The following is a 15203-nucleotide window of genomic DNA, read 5'->3' as shown; positions in this document are numbered from 1 at the left end:
GTGATGATGTCTCGCGGTGAAGGAAGGCCTGTGACGAAGACCGCTGCTTTCGATATTCGTCATGTCATCGGCGCGTTGATGGCGCTCTACGGCGTCATCCTGACCGTGTTAGGGCTCTTCGGCGATCCGGCGTTGGCCAAGACGGGCGGAGTGAATGCGAATCTGTATGCCGGTCTGTGCTTGCTGATTGTCGGGGCGATTTTCGGGATCTGGGCGTGGAAACGGCCCGTGGCCCTGATCGAGAAGTCAACTGACACATAGTTGTTAGATCGCTGAGGCCGATTTTCCTGCGTTCATGCTGTTCAGCGGGCTCCGAAGGTGCGCGAAGAGTTCTCTTGGGACGATGGTCACATTTTTGCGGAACCGAACAGCTGATTCGCCTTTTTAGGATAGACGGCCGCTCTGTGCCGCTTCTATGATGAAGCCTCAGCCGCACTTCACGGTCGGACGTTCGTTCCGGTGTCGAAGGGCGAGCTGTACGTGGGTGAAGGTGCCGACAGGGCAACGTGTCGGCACCTTTTCTTGCGCATGTTCTGCCCGGTCTGGTCGGCCCAGGGGGATGCCTCTCTTCGGTATCTCGATCTGGGCATGTCGGAGTAAATACACATCCAGAAGGATCGAGACAATGTCGTCATCTCACGACACCACCGCAGACGCGGCGTCGACACCGGCCACGGAAGGCCCGGGCGACTCCGCGGAAGCCGCGCCCACCATGAAGTGGACGCGCTATGACACCGGCTGGATGATCAGCCTCTTCGGTACCGCTATCGGTGCCGGAATCCTCTTCCTCCCCATCAAGGCCGGCGCCGGTGGCCTGTGGCCGCTGCTGGTGGTCACCCTGCTGATCGGCCCGATGACCTACCTGTCCCACCGTGGACTGTCCCGGTTCGTCTGCGCTTCGAACCGTCCCGGCGACGACATCACCGTGGTCGCCCAGGACTTCTTCGGCGAGAAGTTCGGCCGGGCCATGACGCTCCTGTACTTCCTGGCGATCTATCCGATCGTGCTCATCTACGGCGTCGGCATCACCAACACGGTGGACAGCCTCATGACGAACCAGCTGCATCTGCCCCCCGTTCCGCGGGTGATCCTCTCCGGCGTGCTGATCGCCTTGATGATGGCGGTGATGATCGCAGGTCAGCGCATCATGCTCATCGTCACCGAATGGCTGGTCTACCCGCTGATCGCGATTCTCTTCGCCGTCACGATCTACCTGATCCCCAGCTGGAATCTCACCGATCTGATGGCGATGCCTTCTGCCGGTGACTTCGCCTTGTCGATCTGGGTGACCATCCCGATCCTGGTCTTCGCCTTCAACCATTCTCCGGCGATCTCGCAGTTCTCGCTGGCGATGAAGCAGCAGTATGGCGGAAAGGCTGCGGACAAGGCCTCCCAGGTGCTCAGCCGCACCACTGTCCTGCTGGTGGTCTTCGCGATGGGCTTCGTCTGGTCCTGTGTTCTCGCGCTGGGCTCATCAGGCTTGGCCGAGGCGAAGAAGGCGAACCTGCCGGTGCTCTCCTACCTGGCGAATGTCCACGACAGCCCGTTCATCAGCTACTTGGGCCCGGCGGTGGCCATCGCTGCGATCGCGTCCTCCTTCTTCGGCCACTACTTGGGGGCGGCCGAAGGTGCGGTCGGTATCGTCCGCTTCTTCGACCCCAAGGGTGAGCGTTTCGCCGAAGGCCCGTTGAACAAGGCGATCGCCCTGTTCATCTTCTTGACCACCTGGGCCGTCGCCGTCGTCAACCCGAGCATCCTCACCCTGATCGACACACTGTCCGGTCCGGTCATCGCGATCGTCCTTTACCTGATGCCGATGTACGCGGTGTACAAGGTCGAGGCACTGGCGCCCTATCGTGGTCGTCTGTCGAATGTCTTCGTCATCGTGGCCGGCCTGGTCGCGGTCGGTGGCATCCTTACCGACGTGGTGCAGGTATTGGCCAAGTGACCTTTCCGTTCCCGGCGACAGGGAACGGAAAATACTGCGGGGTGTTCCTTCTTCAGGAACGCCCCGCAATTGTTATCGGTGAGGGTCCACACGCGGAGGAGTGCGGTTCATCCTTGGGCTGCCCGCATGACGACGTATTGATTGCCCAGGTGTTCGTCGACTCCTGTTCCATAGCGCCCCCAGGCTTGCAAACGGATGAGGTACAGGTTTATCTGACGTTTCGTCCGGCGGGCGGCCTGAGCCCCTTCACTCTTGCGGAGACGACGTAGATAACGGCGACGCTCCTGAGGGCTGCCGATGGCGATCTTCTCCAGTTCGGTCAGCTGGCTGAGGTCTCCAGGATCAGCTCCGCTGACGGCGACGGCTGCTTCCTTCAGGTAAGACTGTTCGGAACGCCACAGCCACTGCAATACGAAGTACAGAATGGTGAGTCCGATCGGGACCTTCGCGATGATCATCACCGGGAAGAACTGTTCAGGGTAATGGGCATTCACCACGAAATGCAGGCACCAGGCGAGGCCGTAGAAACCAGCAAAGATCTTGATGCGCTGGTAGCCGCTCACTGGGATGTTTCCGGTTCGACCGAGTAGGTAGGCCACACCGATTCCGGCGATGGCGCTGAAGAGGTTATGGCTGGTGAAATTTCCTATGTAACGGACAGCTGCCACGAACGATGCTCCTCGGAGGTCGTCCTGCGTATGCGAAACAGCGGTCTGGATGGTGTAGACGAGGTCTTCGGTTACTTGGAAACCTAGCCCGACGAAGCCGCCCACCATCAGGCCGTGCACAGGGCGGGTCAGGGTCTCCTTGGCGATGAGCATGATGAGGGCGACACAGACAGCCTTTGACCATTCCTCGGTACTGGGACCGAAAATCGCTGCTGACCACATCCGGGCTAGCTCTTCACCGAGCAGACTGGGCACGACAGTGCGGATGTAGGAGTTCCCCATGAGCGACAGATAAACTGCGATTGTCGCGCCGCTGGCGTAGGACGCGAGCATCACCCAGGTGCGACGGACCTGATAGGCGTCGCACTGCATCATCGCCCAGACGCAGAAGGTAACTGACGGGACGAAGAAGAACAGCATCGTCAGCATCGTCCCTGAGATCAGACTCAACTGTGATCCGAATGTGGCGACCGTTAAAGTTCCGCAGCTCGTGCAAAGAACCAGATAAAGCCACCATAATGCCGAGTCTGGCCGGAAGAATTCATGCCCGTACATGGGCGGGCTGGGCTCGAACAATGAGCTGCCGAAGGGCGCGGTGCCGCCTCGCCTGTTCACTTCGAGATCTCCTTGAAGGTGAAGGAATCGACGATCGGGTCGATGTCCAGCGGGCGGGTGCCGTTTTCTGCGAGCGACATCACGAAAACCAGGGATCCCTTCTGACCGAACATGGCACAAGATCCCTGTAACTCGCCTAGGGGTGTTCCAGCTCGGCAACGTTTTCCAGTGAAATTAGTCGAGGTCTTGATCTGCTGGTCTTCGAGGGTGATAAGAATTCCTCCGGTGCTCTTTTTACGCACCTGCCGTTTGATGGTTGTCGGAATGTCCTCGGCTCCTGTGATGTGTTCGACATGCAGGGTCCGTTTGCCGTTCTGATACAAAGAGACATCGCTGTTGCCCTGCCCGATGTAGGTCCAGCCGACAGGCGGTTCGTACTCGACCTGTCTTTTGTCTCCCTCGAAATGGTCACGTTGGCCTTTGTCGACGGTGGAGGTCGGGGGACTGAGCGTGGCGGACAGCCCTGCAGGGATGGCCCAGGTCATTGCCAAGGCCACGATGATCAGGCCTGTTTGGCCGATGTCGGTGATCCTCTTCAACGGGTTGTGCACGAGGTTCTCCTCTGTGACGGATCCTGACGGTACGGTCGGGGCGGCCACAGGAGCAGCCGATATTGCTGACAGGGTGGCCTGCTATGGACTCACCAGCCTTCGGTGAAGGTGAGAGAGCCGACGAGCTGGTCGATGTCGAGGGGGTCGCCACCGTCCGCACTGATGGAGGAGATGGTGACCATGACGTTTTTTCGACCAAGAAGTGCGCAATCACCGTGTTGTCCATCGCTACGGGAAGTGACGCGGCAGCGTGACCCGACGAATCCGTTGGTGGTGTTGATTTCCTGGTTCTTCAGGTGAATGAGTTCACCTCTCAATGCGGAGGAACGGATCTGGTGGTCGATTGCGGAAGACAGATCGTCGATGTCTTTGACCAGGGTGACGGCGATGAGGTGTTTTCCGTCGCGGTACATCATCTGGTTCTTCTGCGCTGAGCTGGTACGTTCCCAACCCACCGGGGTGACATATCGGATTTCCTGATGCCCGTTGAGCATGAATTTCTCGTGTTGGGCCTGCGCATCGTGGCCGGCGGTGACGCTCGTCGTTTCGTTGAAGAGCTGAGGTTCGCTCCCGGCGACGGAGAGGAAAGCGAGAAAGAGAACGGCGGGGCCGACGCTGCTGAGGCCTTTGACGGGGCAGTGCACAGGGCTCTCCTGGGTCTCCGATCCTGAAAAAGGGCTGGATCGGTCGTTGGAACGGCCTTACGGGCCTAAGAGGAAGGTCTGGTCGGGGCATGGGCGATGCCCGTGGGATGTGTACGCAGAGTGAACCGACTGCTTGGTAAGGGCAGCCGGGGCGCGGTCACATCAGCAGATAGGACCGAACCGGGGCCAGAACGGCCCAGGAGCTGTGATGCCTGAAGCGATGACAGGGAGAGATGCTGGTTGGTTGTGATCCGACGGGGGTGCTCCACTGGGTGCTCACGTCACGTCCTTGGGGTGAGGGTTGGTCGGATCGGCTCATGCGGTAGCTGATCCGGCGCTGTCCGGGAATGGACATCAGTGGTGGTGCTGGGCTACACCCGCTTCCGGGGCGAGGACGCGGTGCGGGATGGTCGGAGCTGGGGAACCGGCTCCAGGTAGAGGGTGTCTTCGTCAGTGCAGTCGGGGGCGGGAGTGCTGGCATCGGAGGGGTGTTCGTCGATGCCGGTGCCGCGCCGTCCCCAGGCTTGAAGTCGGTCCAAGTAGTCGTGCATCTCCTGGCGGGCAGTGCGCACCTGTCGGCGTCCTCCGGCCTGCTTGGTCTTCTTGAAGAAGGCTTTTCGGGTCGCACGGTCGCCGATCGCAGCAGCCTGCAGGCCGGTGAGCTGGTCACCGCTCACGGCAGTTGCGGCTTCGCGCAGGAAGAGGCGTTCTTCGGCCCAGACCCAGCGCAGGAGCAGGAGCAGGACGGCGATCCCGACGGCAGCTTTTCCGAAGATCAGGGGGAAGGCGAGCGAACCAGGCGACGGGATGTTCCAGACGAAGTGGATGCCCCAGGCGCTGCAGTAGAGCCCGAAGGCGACCAGGATCCGTTGCTGTCGGCTCCACTGTGCGCTGACCGTGCAGCCGAGGAGTACCGCGACGCCGACGCCGGCGAAGGTGCTGATCAGGTTGTGACCGCTGAACCCGCCCAGGAAGCGGAAGAAGTTGACGAACAGCGGTTCGACGATGTCCTCCCGGGGTGTCTTGGCGGAGGAATCAAGGCTGTAGGAGATGTTTTCGGCGATCTGGAAGCCGAGTCCGACGAAGGCACCCACCATCGCTCCGTGGGTGAGCCTGGTCATGGTCGGCTTGGCCAACATCATGACCATGACGATGACGAGGGTCTTGAACCATTCCTCGCTGGTAGGACCGCTCAGCGTCGCGCTGTACTTCAGCGTGATCTCTTCACCGAAGATGTGCAGCAGGAGGCTTGGAAGGGGGGAGTTGACGAGGAGGGACAGGTACGAGGAGATGGCGTATCCGCCGCCGAAGGCGAGCAGCATGATCCAGGGACGACGGGTTCGATAGGGGTCGGCGGGCATCATCGCGGCGATGAAGATCGCCGTTGTGCCGGCGAAGATCAGCCCGAAGATCGGCAGGGTGCTGAGCGTCGATGTCGTACTGGAGGCCAACTCGATGGTCTGACCAGCGCAGCAGAATACGCAGGCCAGCAGGTAGAGCCACCACAGGTAGGAGTTCGGTCGGAAGAACTCATGGCCGAACTGTTCGGGACGACCGGGGGATGTCGCGGTGGTCGGGGAGGTCACTTCGATTCCTTGAGGGTGAACGAGGAGATGAGGGTGTCGAGACTGAGTGGTTCCTGGCCTCGTTCGGTGGTGGAGAGCACTTTGAGCAGGAAGTCGTTGCGACCGATGACGGCGCAGTTCCCGCGTCGGCTGTTGTCCCGATTGGTGAAGACACAGCTGTGGCCTTCGAAGCCGTTCGGCGTCTTGAGCTTGGCTTCTTCCAGCTTGAGGAACTCACCGTCCAAGACGGACCCCTGGACAAGGCGTCGGGTGCCGATCTCACGGTCGGGGACATTGTGGGACAAGACGATCTGCACGGTGCGCTTGTCCTTGGTGTAGGTCACGCTGCCTTTCGACGACCGTGCGGTGCGTTCCCAGCCGGCCGGAGCCAGGAATTCGACCTTGTCGCCTTTCTTCCCGACGGGGAATGCCTCGTGGTGGTTCTGTGGGACTGTGCTGGTCGGTTCGCCGAGGGCGGTGGCCAGCTGTTGCGGTACTAGTCCGGTGACGAGCATGAGCCCGAGTAGGACGGTAGCCGGCATGGCGTCGGTGAGACCCTTCACGGGTGTGTCTCCTTGCTGGGTGACAGACGGGTAGCCAAGAGCCCGTGCGGTGTTCGAGGAAGAGGAAGTCTTCTCACCTGCGGATACCTACTGGTTCCAGATAGAGGGTGTCGTCGTCGAGAGGGTGCGGAACGGTAGTCGAGGCGACGGCGTCGGGCGCAGAAGAGTGTGCTTCGTCGATGCCGGTGCCGCGGCGACCCCAGGCTTGGAGGTGTTCGAGGTAGCTGCGCATGTCGGTGCGTGCTGCTTTGGCTTCGGCCCTTCCGCGGGTCTTCTTGATCTTCCTCAGGAAGGCATTGCGGGTTTTGTGCGTGCCGATGGCTGCGGACTGGAGTTCGGTGAGCCGGGAGGTGTCGCCGGGTTCTGTTCCGCTGACGGCGGTGGCAGCCTCGGCGAGATAGCGGCGTTCTTGATGCCAGACCCAGCGCAGGACGAGGGCGAAGGCCATGAAGGCGGTGATCGTGCTGGCTCCGAGGACAACCAGGACGAGAGGGGGAGTGAACGCGCCGATGGAGTTTCCGAAGAAGTGGAGGAACCAGCTGAGGAGGTAGAGCCCGAGGAAGGTGGCGATCCGGCGGCTGCGTGACCAACGCTCGCCGACGGTGCGACCAAGCAGGACGGCGACACCGACTCCGCTGATCGCCGTGAAGAGATTGTGCGATGCGAATCCGGTGGCAAACCTGCTGATGCCGATGGAGGTCGACTGGGTCAGGTCGCCTTGGAGATGCCCGATCGACCCTTCAATCCCGTAGACAATGTTCTCAAGGATCTGGAAGCCCAGGCCGACGCAGGCACCGATCAGGAGCCCGTGGATGGGGCGGGTGAGAGTGGACTTGGCGATCAGCATGATCACCAAGGTGCAGGCCATCTTGGTCCATTCCTCGGTGGTTGGCCCGGCGATGGCTGGCATCCAGGCCAAGGCCTTCTCCTCACTCATGATGTGGAGGAGGAAGGCGGGGTACAGGTTGTTGCCCTTCATGGCCGGGTAGAGCGTGATCCCTGCGCCACCGACGAATGCGGCGAACATGACCCAGGGACGGCGGGCCCGGTAGGGATCGCACAGCAGCACGATCCAGAAGAAGAACAGACCGCTGGCGAGGTAGAAGGGTAAGAGCGTCAGTAGGGAGTACTTGACCTGGGCGATGGTGGCGCCGAAGTGGATGACTGTGGCTGAGGAGCAGGCCAGACAAGCGCTCAGGTACAGCCACCAGAGTGCAGAGGTAGGGCGGAAGAACTCGTGGTGGTGGGCGGTCTCGGAGGTGGAACCTCGATGAAGACTCATTTGGCCTCCTTGAGTGCGAGCGAGATGATCAAGGAGTTGATGTCGAGGGGGTCATGTCCTGACTCGCTCAGGGAGGAGACGACGACCAAGGTCTCGTCCTTGGTGATCATCGCGCAGTTTCCTTGTTTGCGGGTGTCGCTGGTCGAGATGGAGCAGTGGGTGCCCTCGAAGTCGTTCTTGGTGGTGAAGGTCTGTCTTTCCAGATGGAAGAGGAGACCTTTCAAGGACCTGGCTCGGACTGTGCGGTCGAAAGCGGTCTGCCGGTCCTTGACGCCTTCGGCGACGGTCACGGTGACGGCGCTTTTGCCCTGGGTGTAGGTGACGCTGTTCTTCGCGGTCCGGGCCAGGCGTTGCCAGTTGGCCGGAGCCTCGAAAGTGACCTCTTTGCCCTTCCCCGTCGGCAGTGTTTCCACCTGCCCTGCGGCGACGGTGGTGGTCGGGATGTCGGCGGCCTGGGTAACGGCTTGGGGAACGGCCCAGGGAACGATCAGCATCCCGAGAACGAGGAAGGCCGAGCCTAGGCCGGTGAGGCGTCTCTTGGGGTGGTGGTGCACAGAGTTCTCCTCAGTGAGTGCCCTGTTGAGGCAGGAAAAGCAGTTCGGAGTGCCGCGATAAGCGCACTGGGCGGGCCTGCGGCGAGGCTGGGTTGGTCAGGTTCCGGGCGATGTCCCTCGTAGAGGCAGCGGAATGACGGCGCCGGCGCGGAGACGGGCATCTGTTCTGCTGGGGGAGGGCCTTGGGTGGTGGCATCCCTGGAGGTCTGTCGTGGGATGGGAAAGCTCGTGTCCGTGGCGGTTCGGTGTGGTCTCGAACAGCGCTGCGCCGGAAATCGCTGGGTAGCGAGGCTTGCTCACTTCACATCCTTGGGGTGAGGGCGGGACTTGAAGCTGGGTGGCGGCGGGTCTTGTGGGGCGAGTCGGTTGTGGATCGAGGGACACGATCCGGTGGCGGAGGAGCGGAGCCGTCGGTGGACCGCGCTGCTACGGGGGTGAGGTGGCCGGGGAGGGACGGCCGATGCCGGTGAGTCCCTGAGAAGGGTTACGCACGGACAGCTCCTATAGGATCGATCCCAATGGGAAGTGCGATCAACCATACATTCGGCTTGATCTTGCCTGAGGGGGTGCCAGGCCTTTAGGGGGTGGCTGGCAGTGATATGCGCCGCGACGCATGGGCCAACCTGGATGATTCGTCAAAGATCCCCAAAAACGGCAATAAAAGGCCTCCGGCCTGCGTAAACATATGTTTTGCAGCAGATTTTGGGGCTCGCAGCCCCGGAGGGGCTCCCTGCGTACGCGGCGTTAAGTCAGGCTCGCCGTGTGAAAAACCAGCCTTTTCCGGTCAGTCTGGCTGCAATCTAGGAAGTTCCTGGGATTGTGGTGGCACTGGACTGGGAGCAAGTTGAAAACTTTCCAATCCGCTGGTCGGAGGCCTTATGGCGCGCTCGAGACCAGCTGGATCAGGTTTCCGCAGGTGTCATCCAGCACGATCGCGGTGAATCTCCCCATCTCCAGGGGTGGGCGTGTGAAATGCACTCCGCGCGCAGTGAGTTCGGAGTGCAATCGACGGGCGTCCTCCACGGCGAACGAGGTGAACGGGATCCCGTCCGAGAGGAGTGCGGCCTTGAAGGACCGGGCCGCGGGATGGCTGTCGGGTTCCAGGCACAGCTCCACACCGTGGGGTTCCTCGGGGCTGACCAAGGTGAGCCAGCGGTGCTCGCCCAGCGGGAGATCGTCTTTCTTCAGGAAACCCAGGATCTCCGTGTAGAAGTACAAGGCCCGCTCCTGATCGTCGACGTAGATCGAGGTGAGATTGATGCGGGGCATGGCGGTGCACTCCTAGTCCTCACAGGACGGGCAACATTTCCATGATCGGACCGAAGCGGCCGGGACGCCCTGTCGACTGTGCGGGGCGTGCTGTGAACGGCGGGGGAGACTGCCGAACGGTCCAGAGCTCTGTTGAATGGCGCCATTGCCTGTTAAGCAACAGGTTTCGATCAGTGAGGGGTTCTGCTCACGTCTCGTTCCCCCGTAATGGGACCATCGGGGGAGCCCGTGCTCCTGGCGATTCCCTATGAACAGGGTCGTCCGGCTTCAGCACACATCGAACGACGCCCAGGGGAAGAACACATGAGACCGCGAGCCGCACGCGCTGGTCACCGCAATGTCGCTGTCGACGCCTTACGCGCGGCGGCCCTGATCGGCATCATGATGAACCACATCTTCGGAGCGGAGATGGCTTCACTGGTCTGGTGGGACACCCATGCCATCGGCTTCGCGCTGCTCATCGGTGCCGGTGCCGCTTTCGCGGTCCCTGCCTCGGGAGGGTCTCGGGCCAAACCGGTCGCTCGTGCCTGGCTTCGTGCATCGGTACTGGTCGCGGCCGGCTTTTTCCTGGAGAGCGTGCCCAACGGAGGGGTGGCGGTCATCCTCGTCCGGCTCGCCGTGATCACGGCCTTGGTGGCGGTCATCGCCCTGTTGCGGACCTGGGCCCTTCCTTGGGTGGCGGCGGTGCTCCTGATGGGTACTCCGCAGTTGGCCTGGCAGCTCCAGACGGATCACCCCGAGCGGTTCAGCAAGACCGTCGGATGGGCCTCTGCCATCGACCCCGGCGCGTGGATGCGCATGCTCTGGGCGCCCTATCACCCTGCTCTGCTGTGGCTGGGGGTCGCGGTGATCGGACTGTGGGTCGTCCGTCGTTTCGACCTTTCCCGGGTGCGTGACCTGGGAGTCATCGCAGTCATCGGGGCGGTGCTCAGCGCCGGTGCCTACCTCTTCTCCTCGTTCGCCTGGGGGCATTGGGGTGCACCACAGGGGTCGGACCTGAAGACCTTGGCCATCGGCGACTACGCCACTCTCACCCAGGACTGGCGCTGGTTGCTGGGAGTCGGGGCCTATCTGCCCTCGACCCCCAGCCTGGTGTTCAGCGCCGGAATCGTGCTGATCGCCATGTCCCTGGTCAGTTTGCTCTGCCTGGCTCGGCCGGTCGCGCTGGCGTTGAAGCCGATGGCGATCATCGGTGGAATGACCTTGAGTGCCTACTTCTTCCACGTGCTCCTGGAAGGGCGTATTGCGCTGTGGACAGCTGCGGGGCAACTGCCCAATGGCGCTGAGGTGCCCACTGGGTGGGCCAATTTCAGCGCCCAGGTGGCTGTTCTCTTCGTCTTCCTGTGGTTATGGCATCTGCTGCCCGGCCGCCTGGGCAAGGGGCCGCTGGAGTGGCTCTCTCGTCTGGTGGCGAACAGCATTGTGCGTTGAATCGACTGGTCCTGTCATCGTCGGCCACAGGCGGTGGTAGGCGTTGACGGCTTGTTGCCCGCCCAAATGGGCGTAGAGCACGGTGGAGTCCTGGGGGATCTCGCGGGATCGGACCAGGTCGACGAGGCCTGCGAGGGATTTCCCTTCGTAGACGGGGTCGGTGATCATCGCTTCCAGCTGGGCGCCCAGGGCGATGGCCTCCATGGTGGATTCGGTGGGGAGACCGTAGTGTTCCCCGGCCCAGCCTTCCAGAACGGTGATCTCCTCATGGCATAGGTCGCGTCTCAACTCGATCAGCTCAGCTGTGTGACGGGCGATCCGTTCGACCTGGTCCCGGGTCTGCGCCAGGGTCGCCGAAGCGTCGATACCGATCACTCGTCGACGGATTCCGGTGAGTTCCTCGAGCGCGGCGAAGCCGGCGATCATCCCGGCCTGCGTGGAGCCGGTCACCGTGCACACGATGATGGTGTCGAAGAAGACCCCGAGCGTGTTCTCCTGTTCGGCGAGTTCGAAGGCCCAGTTGGCGAAGCCCAATCCGCCGAGGGGGTGTTCACTGGCTCCGGCCGGGATCGGGTAGGGGTGTCCGCCGACTTCCTCGACCTCACGCAGCGCCTGTTTCCATGAGCTGCGGATGCCGATGTCGAAACCGGCCGGGTCCAGCCGGGTGTCGGCCCCCATCATCCGGGAGAGCAGGATGTTCCCGACTTTGTCGTTGACCGGGTCTTCCCAGGGCACCCAGTCTTCCTGGACGAGACGACACCGCAGTCCGAGATGCGCTGCGACAGCAGCGACTTGGCGAGTGTGGTTGGACTGGTGTCCGCCGATGGAGACCAGGGTGTCGGCGCCGCTGGCCAGGACGTCGGGGACGATGTACTCCATTTTGCGGATCTTGTTGCCTCCGTAGGCGAGGCCGCTGCTGACATCTTCGCGCTTGGCCCAGATCCGTGCCCCACCCAAGTGTCTGCTCAGCCGGTCGAGACGATGTATCGGGCTCGGCCCGAAAGTCATCGAGTAGCGGGGGAAGTCGTGGAGTTTCATGACGTCTTCGTCCTTTCTCCTGAGGTGCTGGCTGAGCAGCTCCGAGCCCCTGGACGGCTCAGAGATTGAAGGGTTGGGCTACAGACATGCCGGGTGTCTCGTAGGGGTTGGGAGGCGCGATCGAGTCGACCAGAGGTGCCAGGGTCTGCCAGGTCTGGAAGGAGATCTCTGCTGCGCCTTCGACGTCGCCGGTCTCGCACAGGTCGACGAGTTGAGCGTGCAGCTCCACCGAGTCGTGGCCGAGGATCGAGGAGAAGCGCAGTTTCTCCACCCGACGGATGACCGGGGTGAACTGGTCGAGGACGGCGGCGAGGGCGGCGTTGCCGCAGACGTGGACCGGAACTGCGTGGAAGTCGTCGTCGGCGGCGAGGGCGGCGTCTGCGTCACCACGGGCCATGGCATCGGCGAACCGGCGATTGGCCTGCCGCATCTGTTCCAGGTCGGCCCGGGTGAGGTCGGCGACGGCTTCTGCGACGGCGAGTCGGTGCATGGTGGCCACCACGGCTTGGGCATCGCGGATGGCAGAGGCGTCGATATCTGCGACGACGGTGGATTTACCGGGGCGGGCGTGGATGAGGCCGGCTGCAGTCAGGCGGAGGAGAGCTTCACGGACCGGTGTCCGGCTGACTCCCAGCCATTGGGCCAGCTCACTGTCCCGAACGATTTCGCCGGGTGCCAGGGTGCCGTCCACGATCGCGTCGCGGAGGCGGGAGTAAACGTCTTCGCGCAGGAGGCCTCGACGAAGCGGCGTCGTTTCTTGAGGAACAGGCATACGATATATTGCATGCGAATATTCCTGTGCCGTCAAGGGATTCGCCCTGTCAATTTTCAGCGAAAACCTTGTGTGCAAACGGAAAACGTTTCATGTACTTCATTACTCGCTCATGACGTCAGCTTCCCGCTCCCACGCGGTACCACCCAGAAATGAACCATTCATCACCCCGGGTGACTCGTTAATCTGACCGATATGCGAACTGGATGGCTCCTGCCCGGCATCTGCGCAGTTCTCGGGCTGGCTCAACTGATCGACGCGATACGAAGCTGGCAGCCCGTGCCACTCGTTCTCGCGGTCCTCTTCTTCGCACTCACCGGTTGGCTCCTCCCGATGCGCTTGCCGGTCAAGGTCGATCAGGACGGAGCGATCCGTGCTGTCGGAGAAGGAGAAGTCGTCATCTACTACCGAGCTGGTTGCCCCTATTGCCTCCGACTTCAGCGCAGCCTCGGAGCTGCCGGGCGAGCCGAGGTCGTCTGGGTCGACATCTGGGACGACCCGGAGGCGGCCGCCTTCGTGCGCTCGGTCACCGGAGGCGACGAAACCGTTCCCACGGTGGTCATCGAGGGCATCCCGATGATCAACCCGCCACCGGACCAGGTCGTGGCGGCGCTCCACGGCTGATCGGGCCCCTCTTTTCCCCTTCGAGTTCGGCGAACTGGTTCCGGGACATGAGAAGCGGGGGCGGACCACATCCATGGATGTGGTCCGCCCCCGCTTCTGTACAGGCGGAACTCAGAGGAGCATGCCGGCGATGGCCGCGCTCATCAGGTTCGCGAGGGTTGCCGCGAGCACGGCGCGCATACCGAGGTGTGCGATTTCGCCACGGCGGTTCGGAGCCATGGTGCCCAGGCCGCCCAGCAGGATGCCGATGGAGCTGAGGTTCGCGAAGCCGGTCAGCGCGAAGGTGATGATGGCGCCGGTCTTGGCGCTGAAGGTCGCCGCTTCCGGGCCGAAGGCCGAGAAGGCCACGAACTCGTTGACCACGATCTTCTGGCCGACGAAGCTGCCTGCGCGGACGGCTTCTTCCCACGGGACGCCGATCATCGCCATGACCGGGGAGAAGACATAGCCGAGGATGCTCTCGAACTTCAGGTCGCCGTAGCCGAAGAGACCACCGATCATGCCCAGGATGAGGTTCAGCAGGGCAATCAGTGCGATGAAGGCCAGCAGCATGGCGCCGACGTTCAGTGCCAGCTGAAGACCGTCGGCCGCGCCGGAGGCCGCCGCATCGATGAGGTTACGGTGCTGCGGTTCTTCCTCGACGGCCTCGTTCTTCTTCGGCTCTTCCTTCTTCTCCGCCTCTTCCTTCTCCTTCACCGCAACAGCCGACGTGGTCTCGGTCTTCTCAGCGGTGGACGCGGAGGTCTCGGTGGAGGACGAGGCGGCGGGAGCCGCCTGCGGGGCTGCTGCGCCTGATGCGCCGGCAGTGGCCACAGCCGGCGTGGTGCTGTCGATCGTGCCGTCCTCGGGGACGAGGATCTTGGCCATCAGCAGGGCACCCGGAGCGGCCATGAAACTGGCAGCGATCAGATAATCCAGGTTCGCGCCCAGCAGTGAATAACCGACCAGGACGGATCCGGCCACCGTGCTCAATCCGCCGACCATGACGGCGAACAGGCCGGATCGGGTCATGTCCTTGAGATAAGGACGGATGAGCAGCGGCGCTTCGGTCTGGCCCAGGAAGATATTCGCTGCGGCATTGACCGACTCGGCGCGCTCGGTGCCCAGAAGTTTGGCCAATCCGCCACCGAGCACGGCGACGAGTTTCTGCAGCCATCCCAGGTAGTAGAGCATCGACGTGAGCGAAGCCACGAAGATGATCACCGGAAGCACCTGGAAGGCGAAGACCAGCCCGTCCTTCGGCAAAGCCGGCCCGAAGAGGAAACCGATGCCGGCTTTGGACGAGTCGATGACGGCCTGAACGCCTTGGGAGGCCTTCGACAGTGCGATCTTTCCAGCAGGCACATAGAGGACGAGTACGCCGAATCCGATCTGCAATCCGAGTGCAGCGAGTACTGTCCGCGGTTTGATGGCTCGCCGGTTGGTCGACGCGGCGAAAGCGATGAGTAGCAGCCCTAGCATCCCTGCCAGGCCCCACAGGATGTGCACGAGTCTCTCTCCTCGTTCTTGGAGTCTCCACGGTGGTCAGCCGCGCCACATTTCCTGGGTTTGGCTGTTGGGCAGCGAACCTCACCCCTCGTGAAGACAATCACTGTCACAAAGAGGGTCGGCAGCAACCAGCGGTAAGTATCTCAGGGTCCTTCCGAGAATTTTCGTGAGGGTGGAGGATTCGTGAACTC

Annotated in this window: 15 protein-coding genes; 4 read left to right on the top strand and 11 right to left on the bottom strand. The window is 62.3% G+C overall.

Going from position 1 to position 15203, the window contains the following annotated elements:
* The first annotated feature begins 30 nt into the window (after positions 1-30).
* Complete coding sequence (locus DX923_RS12495) at positions 31-261, top strand: hypothetical protein (RefSeq protein ID WP_240322631.1); 231 nt, start codon at positions 31-33, stop codon at positions 259-261.
* A 364-nt stretch (positions 262-625) separates the two neighbouring features.
* A complete protein-coding gene (locus DX923_RS12490) occupies positions 626-1948 on the top strand; it encodes an aromatic amino acid transport family protein (RefSeq protein WP_116115387.1) in 1323 nt (440 codons plus the stop codon).
* 107 nt (positions 1949-2055) lie between these two features.
* On the opposite strand, the gene DX923_RS12485 is transcribed toward DX923_RS12490, so the two are convergent.
* The 8 genes from DX923_RS12485 to DX923_RS12450 form a co-directional block, all read right to left on the bottom strand.
* Entirely contained in the window at positions 2056-3066 is a 1011-nt protein-coding gene (locus DX923_RS12485) for a PrsW family intramembrane metalloprotease (RefSeq protein WP_162872950.1), read from the bottom strand.
* A 161-nt stretch (positions 3067-3227) separates the two neighbouring features.
* Positions 3228-3782: a hypothetical protein gene (locus DX923_RS12480; protein ID WP_116115384.1), complete on the bottom strand. Its 555-nt coding sequence runs from the start codon at positions 3780-3782 to the stop codon at positions 3228-3230.
* 89 nt (positions 3783-3871) lie between these two features.
* Positions 3872-4426: a hypothetical protein gene (locus tag DX923_RS12475; protein WP_116115383.1), complete on the bottom strand. Its 555-nt coding sequence runs from the start codon at positions 4424-4426 to the stop codon at positions 3872-3874.
* Between the two features lie 371 nt (positions 4427-4797).
* Positions 4798-6012 carry a PrsW family intramembrane metalloprotease gene (locus DX923_RS12470; RefSeq protein ID WP_116115382.1) on the bottom strand — a complete coding sequence of 405 codons (1215 nt, stop codon included), beginning with the start codon at positions 6010-6012 and terminating at the stop codon, positions 4798-4800.
* Positions 6009-6554 (bottom strand): hypothetical protein, encoded by a 546-nt coding sequence (locus tag DX923_RS12465; RefSeq protein ID WP_116115380.1) that lies wholly within the window; start codon positions 6552-6554, stop codon positions 6009-6011. The genes DX923_RS12470 and DX923_RS12465 overlap by 4 nt, the downstream gene beginning before the upstream one ends.
* Positions 6555-6627: 73 nt before the next feature.
* A complete protein-coding gene (locus tag DX923_RS12460) occupies positions 6628-7836 on the bottom strand; it encodes a PrsW family intramembrane metalloprotease (RefSeq protein ID WP_240322630.1) in 1209 nt (402 codons plus the stop codon).
* Positions 7833-8390, bottom strand: a complete 558-nt coding sequence (locus tag DX923_RS12455; RefSeq protein ID WP_116115378.1) for a hypothetical protein — start codon at positions 8388-8390, stop codon at positions 7833-7835. The genes DX923_RS12460 and DX923_RS12455 overlap by 4 nt, the downstream gene beginning before the upstream one ends.
* Positions 8391-9266: 876 nt before the next feature.
* Positions 9267-9659: a VOC family protein gene (locus DX923_RS12450; protein WP_116115376.1), complete on the bottom strand. Its 393-nt coding sequence runs from the start codon at positions 9657-9659 to the stop codon at positions 9267-9269.
* A gap of 303 nt (positions 9660-9962) precedes the next feature.
* Here DX923_RS12450 and DX923_RS12445 point away from each other — a divergent pair, with 303 nt between their 5' ends.
* Entirely contained in the window at positions 9963-11090 is a 1128-nt protein-coding gene (locus tag DX923_RS12445) for a hypothetical protein (RefSeq protein WP_116116325.1), read from the top strand.
* On the opposite strand, the gene DX923_RS12440 is transcribed toward DX923_RS12445, so the two are convergent.
* The gene (locus DX923_RS12440) at positions 11007-12128 is read right to left on the bottom strand and encodes a 1-aminocyclopropane-1-carboxylate deaminase (RefSeq protein WP_116115374.1); all 1122 of its coding nucleotides are present in this window, start codon (positions 12126-12128) and stop codon (positions 11007-11009) included. The genes DX923_RS12445 and DX923_RS12440 overlap by 84 nt on opposite strands.
* A gap of 58 nt (positions 12129-12186) precedes the next feature.
* Complete coding sequence (locus DX923_RS12435) at positions 12187-12900, bottom strand: GntR family transcriptional regulator (protein WP_116115371.1); 714 nt, start codon at positions 12898-12900, stop codon at positions 12187-12189.
* 195 nt (positions 12901-13095) lie between these two features.
* Between DX923_RS12435 and DX923_RS12430 the strand changes: the two genes are divergently transcribed.
* Positions 13096-13524 (top strand): glutaredoxin domain-containing protein, encoded by a 429-nt coding sequence (locus tag DX923_RS12430; RefSeq protein WP_116115369.1) that lies wholly within the window; start codon positions 13096-13098, stop codon positions 13522-13524.
* Between the two features lie 111 nt (positions 13525-13635).
* Here the strand turns inward: DX923_RS12430 and DX923_RS12425 are convergent, their stop codons facing one another.
* Positions 13636-15012, bottom strand: a complete 1377-nt coding sequence (locus DX923_RS12425) for a NupC/NupG family nucleoside CNT transporter (protein ID WP_205413042.1) — start codon at positions 15010-15012, stop codon at positions 13636-13638.
* Positions 15013-15203: the final 191 nt, after the last annotated feature.

Source organism: Austwickia chelonae (genome assembly GCF_003391095.1).
In the GTDB taxonomy this organism is placed as follows: domain Bacteria; phylum Actinomycetota; class Actinomycetes; order Actinomycetales; family Dermatophilaceae; genus Austwickia; species Austwickia chelonae_A.
The sequence above is the reverse complement of the archived record's forward strand: the minus strand, read 5'-3'. Positions and strand labels throughout refer to the sequence as shown.

What these genes read in the sequence shown, in the direction of transcription:
- DX923_RS12450 (WP_116115376.1), bottom strand. Translation starts at nt 9,659, where the DNA reads ATGCCCCGCATCAATCTCACCTCGATCTACGTCGACGATCAGGAGCGG.
- DX923_RS12490 (WP_116115387.1), top strand. Translation starts at nt 626, where the DNA reads ATGTCGTCATCTCACGACACCACCGCAGACGCGGCGTCGACACCGGCC.
- DX923_RS12460 (WP_240322630.1), bottom strand. Translation starts at nt 7,836, where the DNA reads ATGAGTCTTCATCGAGGTTCCACCTCCGAGACCGCCCACCACCACGAG.
- DX923_RS12435 (WP_116115371.1), bottom strand. Translation starts at nt 12,900, where the DNA reads ATGCCTGTTCCTCAAGAAACGACGCCGCTTCGTCGAGGCCTCCTGCGC.
- DX923_RS12445 (WP_116116325.1), top strand. Translation starts at nt 9,963, where the DNA reads ATGAGACCGCGAGCCGCACGCGCTGGTCACCGCAATGTCGCTGTCGAC.
- DX923_RS12430 (WP_116115369.1), top strand. Translation starts at nt 13,096, where the DNA reads ATGCGAACTGGATGGCTCCTGCCCGGCATCTGCGCAGTTCTCGGGCTG.
- DX923_RS12440 (WP_116115374.1), bottom strand. Translation starts at nt 12,128, where the DNA reads ATGAAACTCCACGACTTCCCCCGCTACTCGATGACTTTCGGGCCGAGC.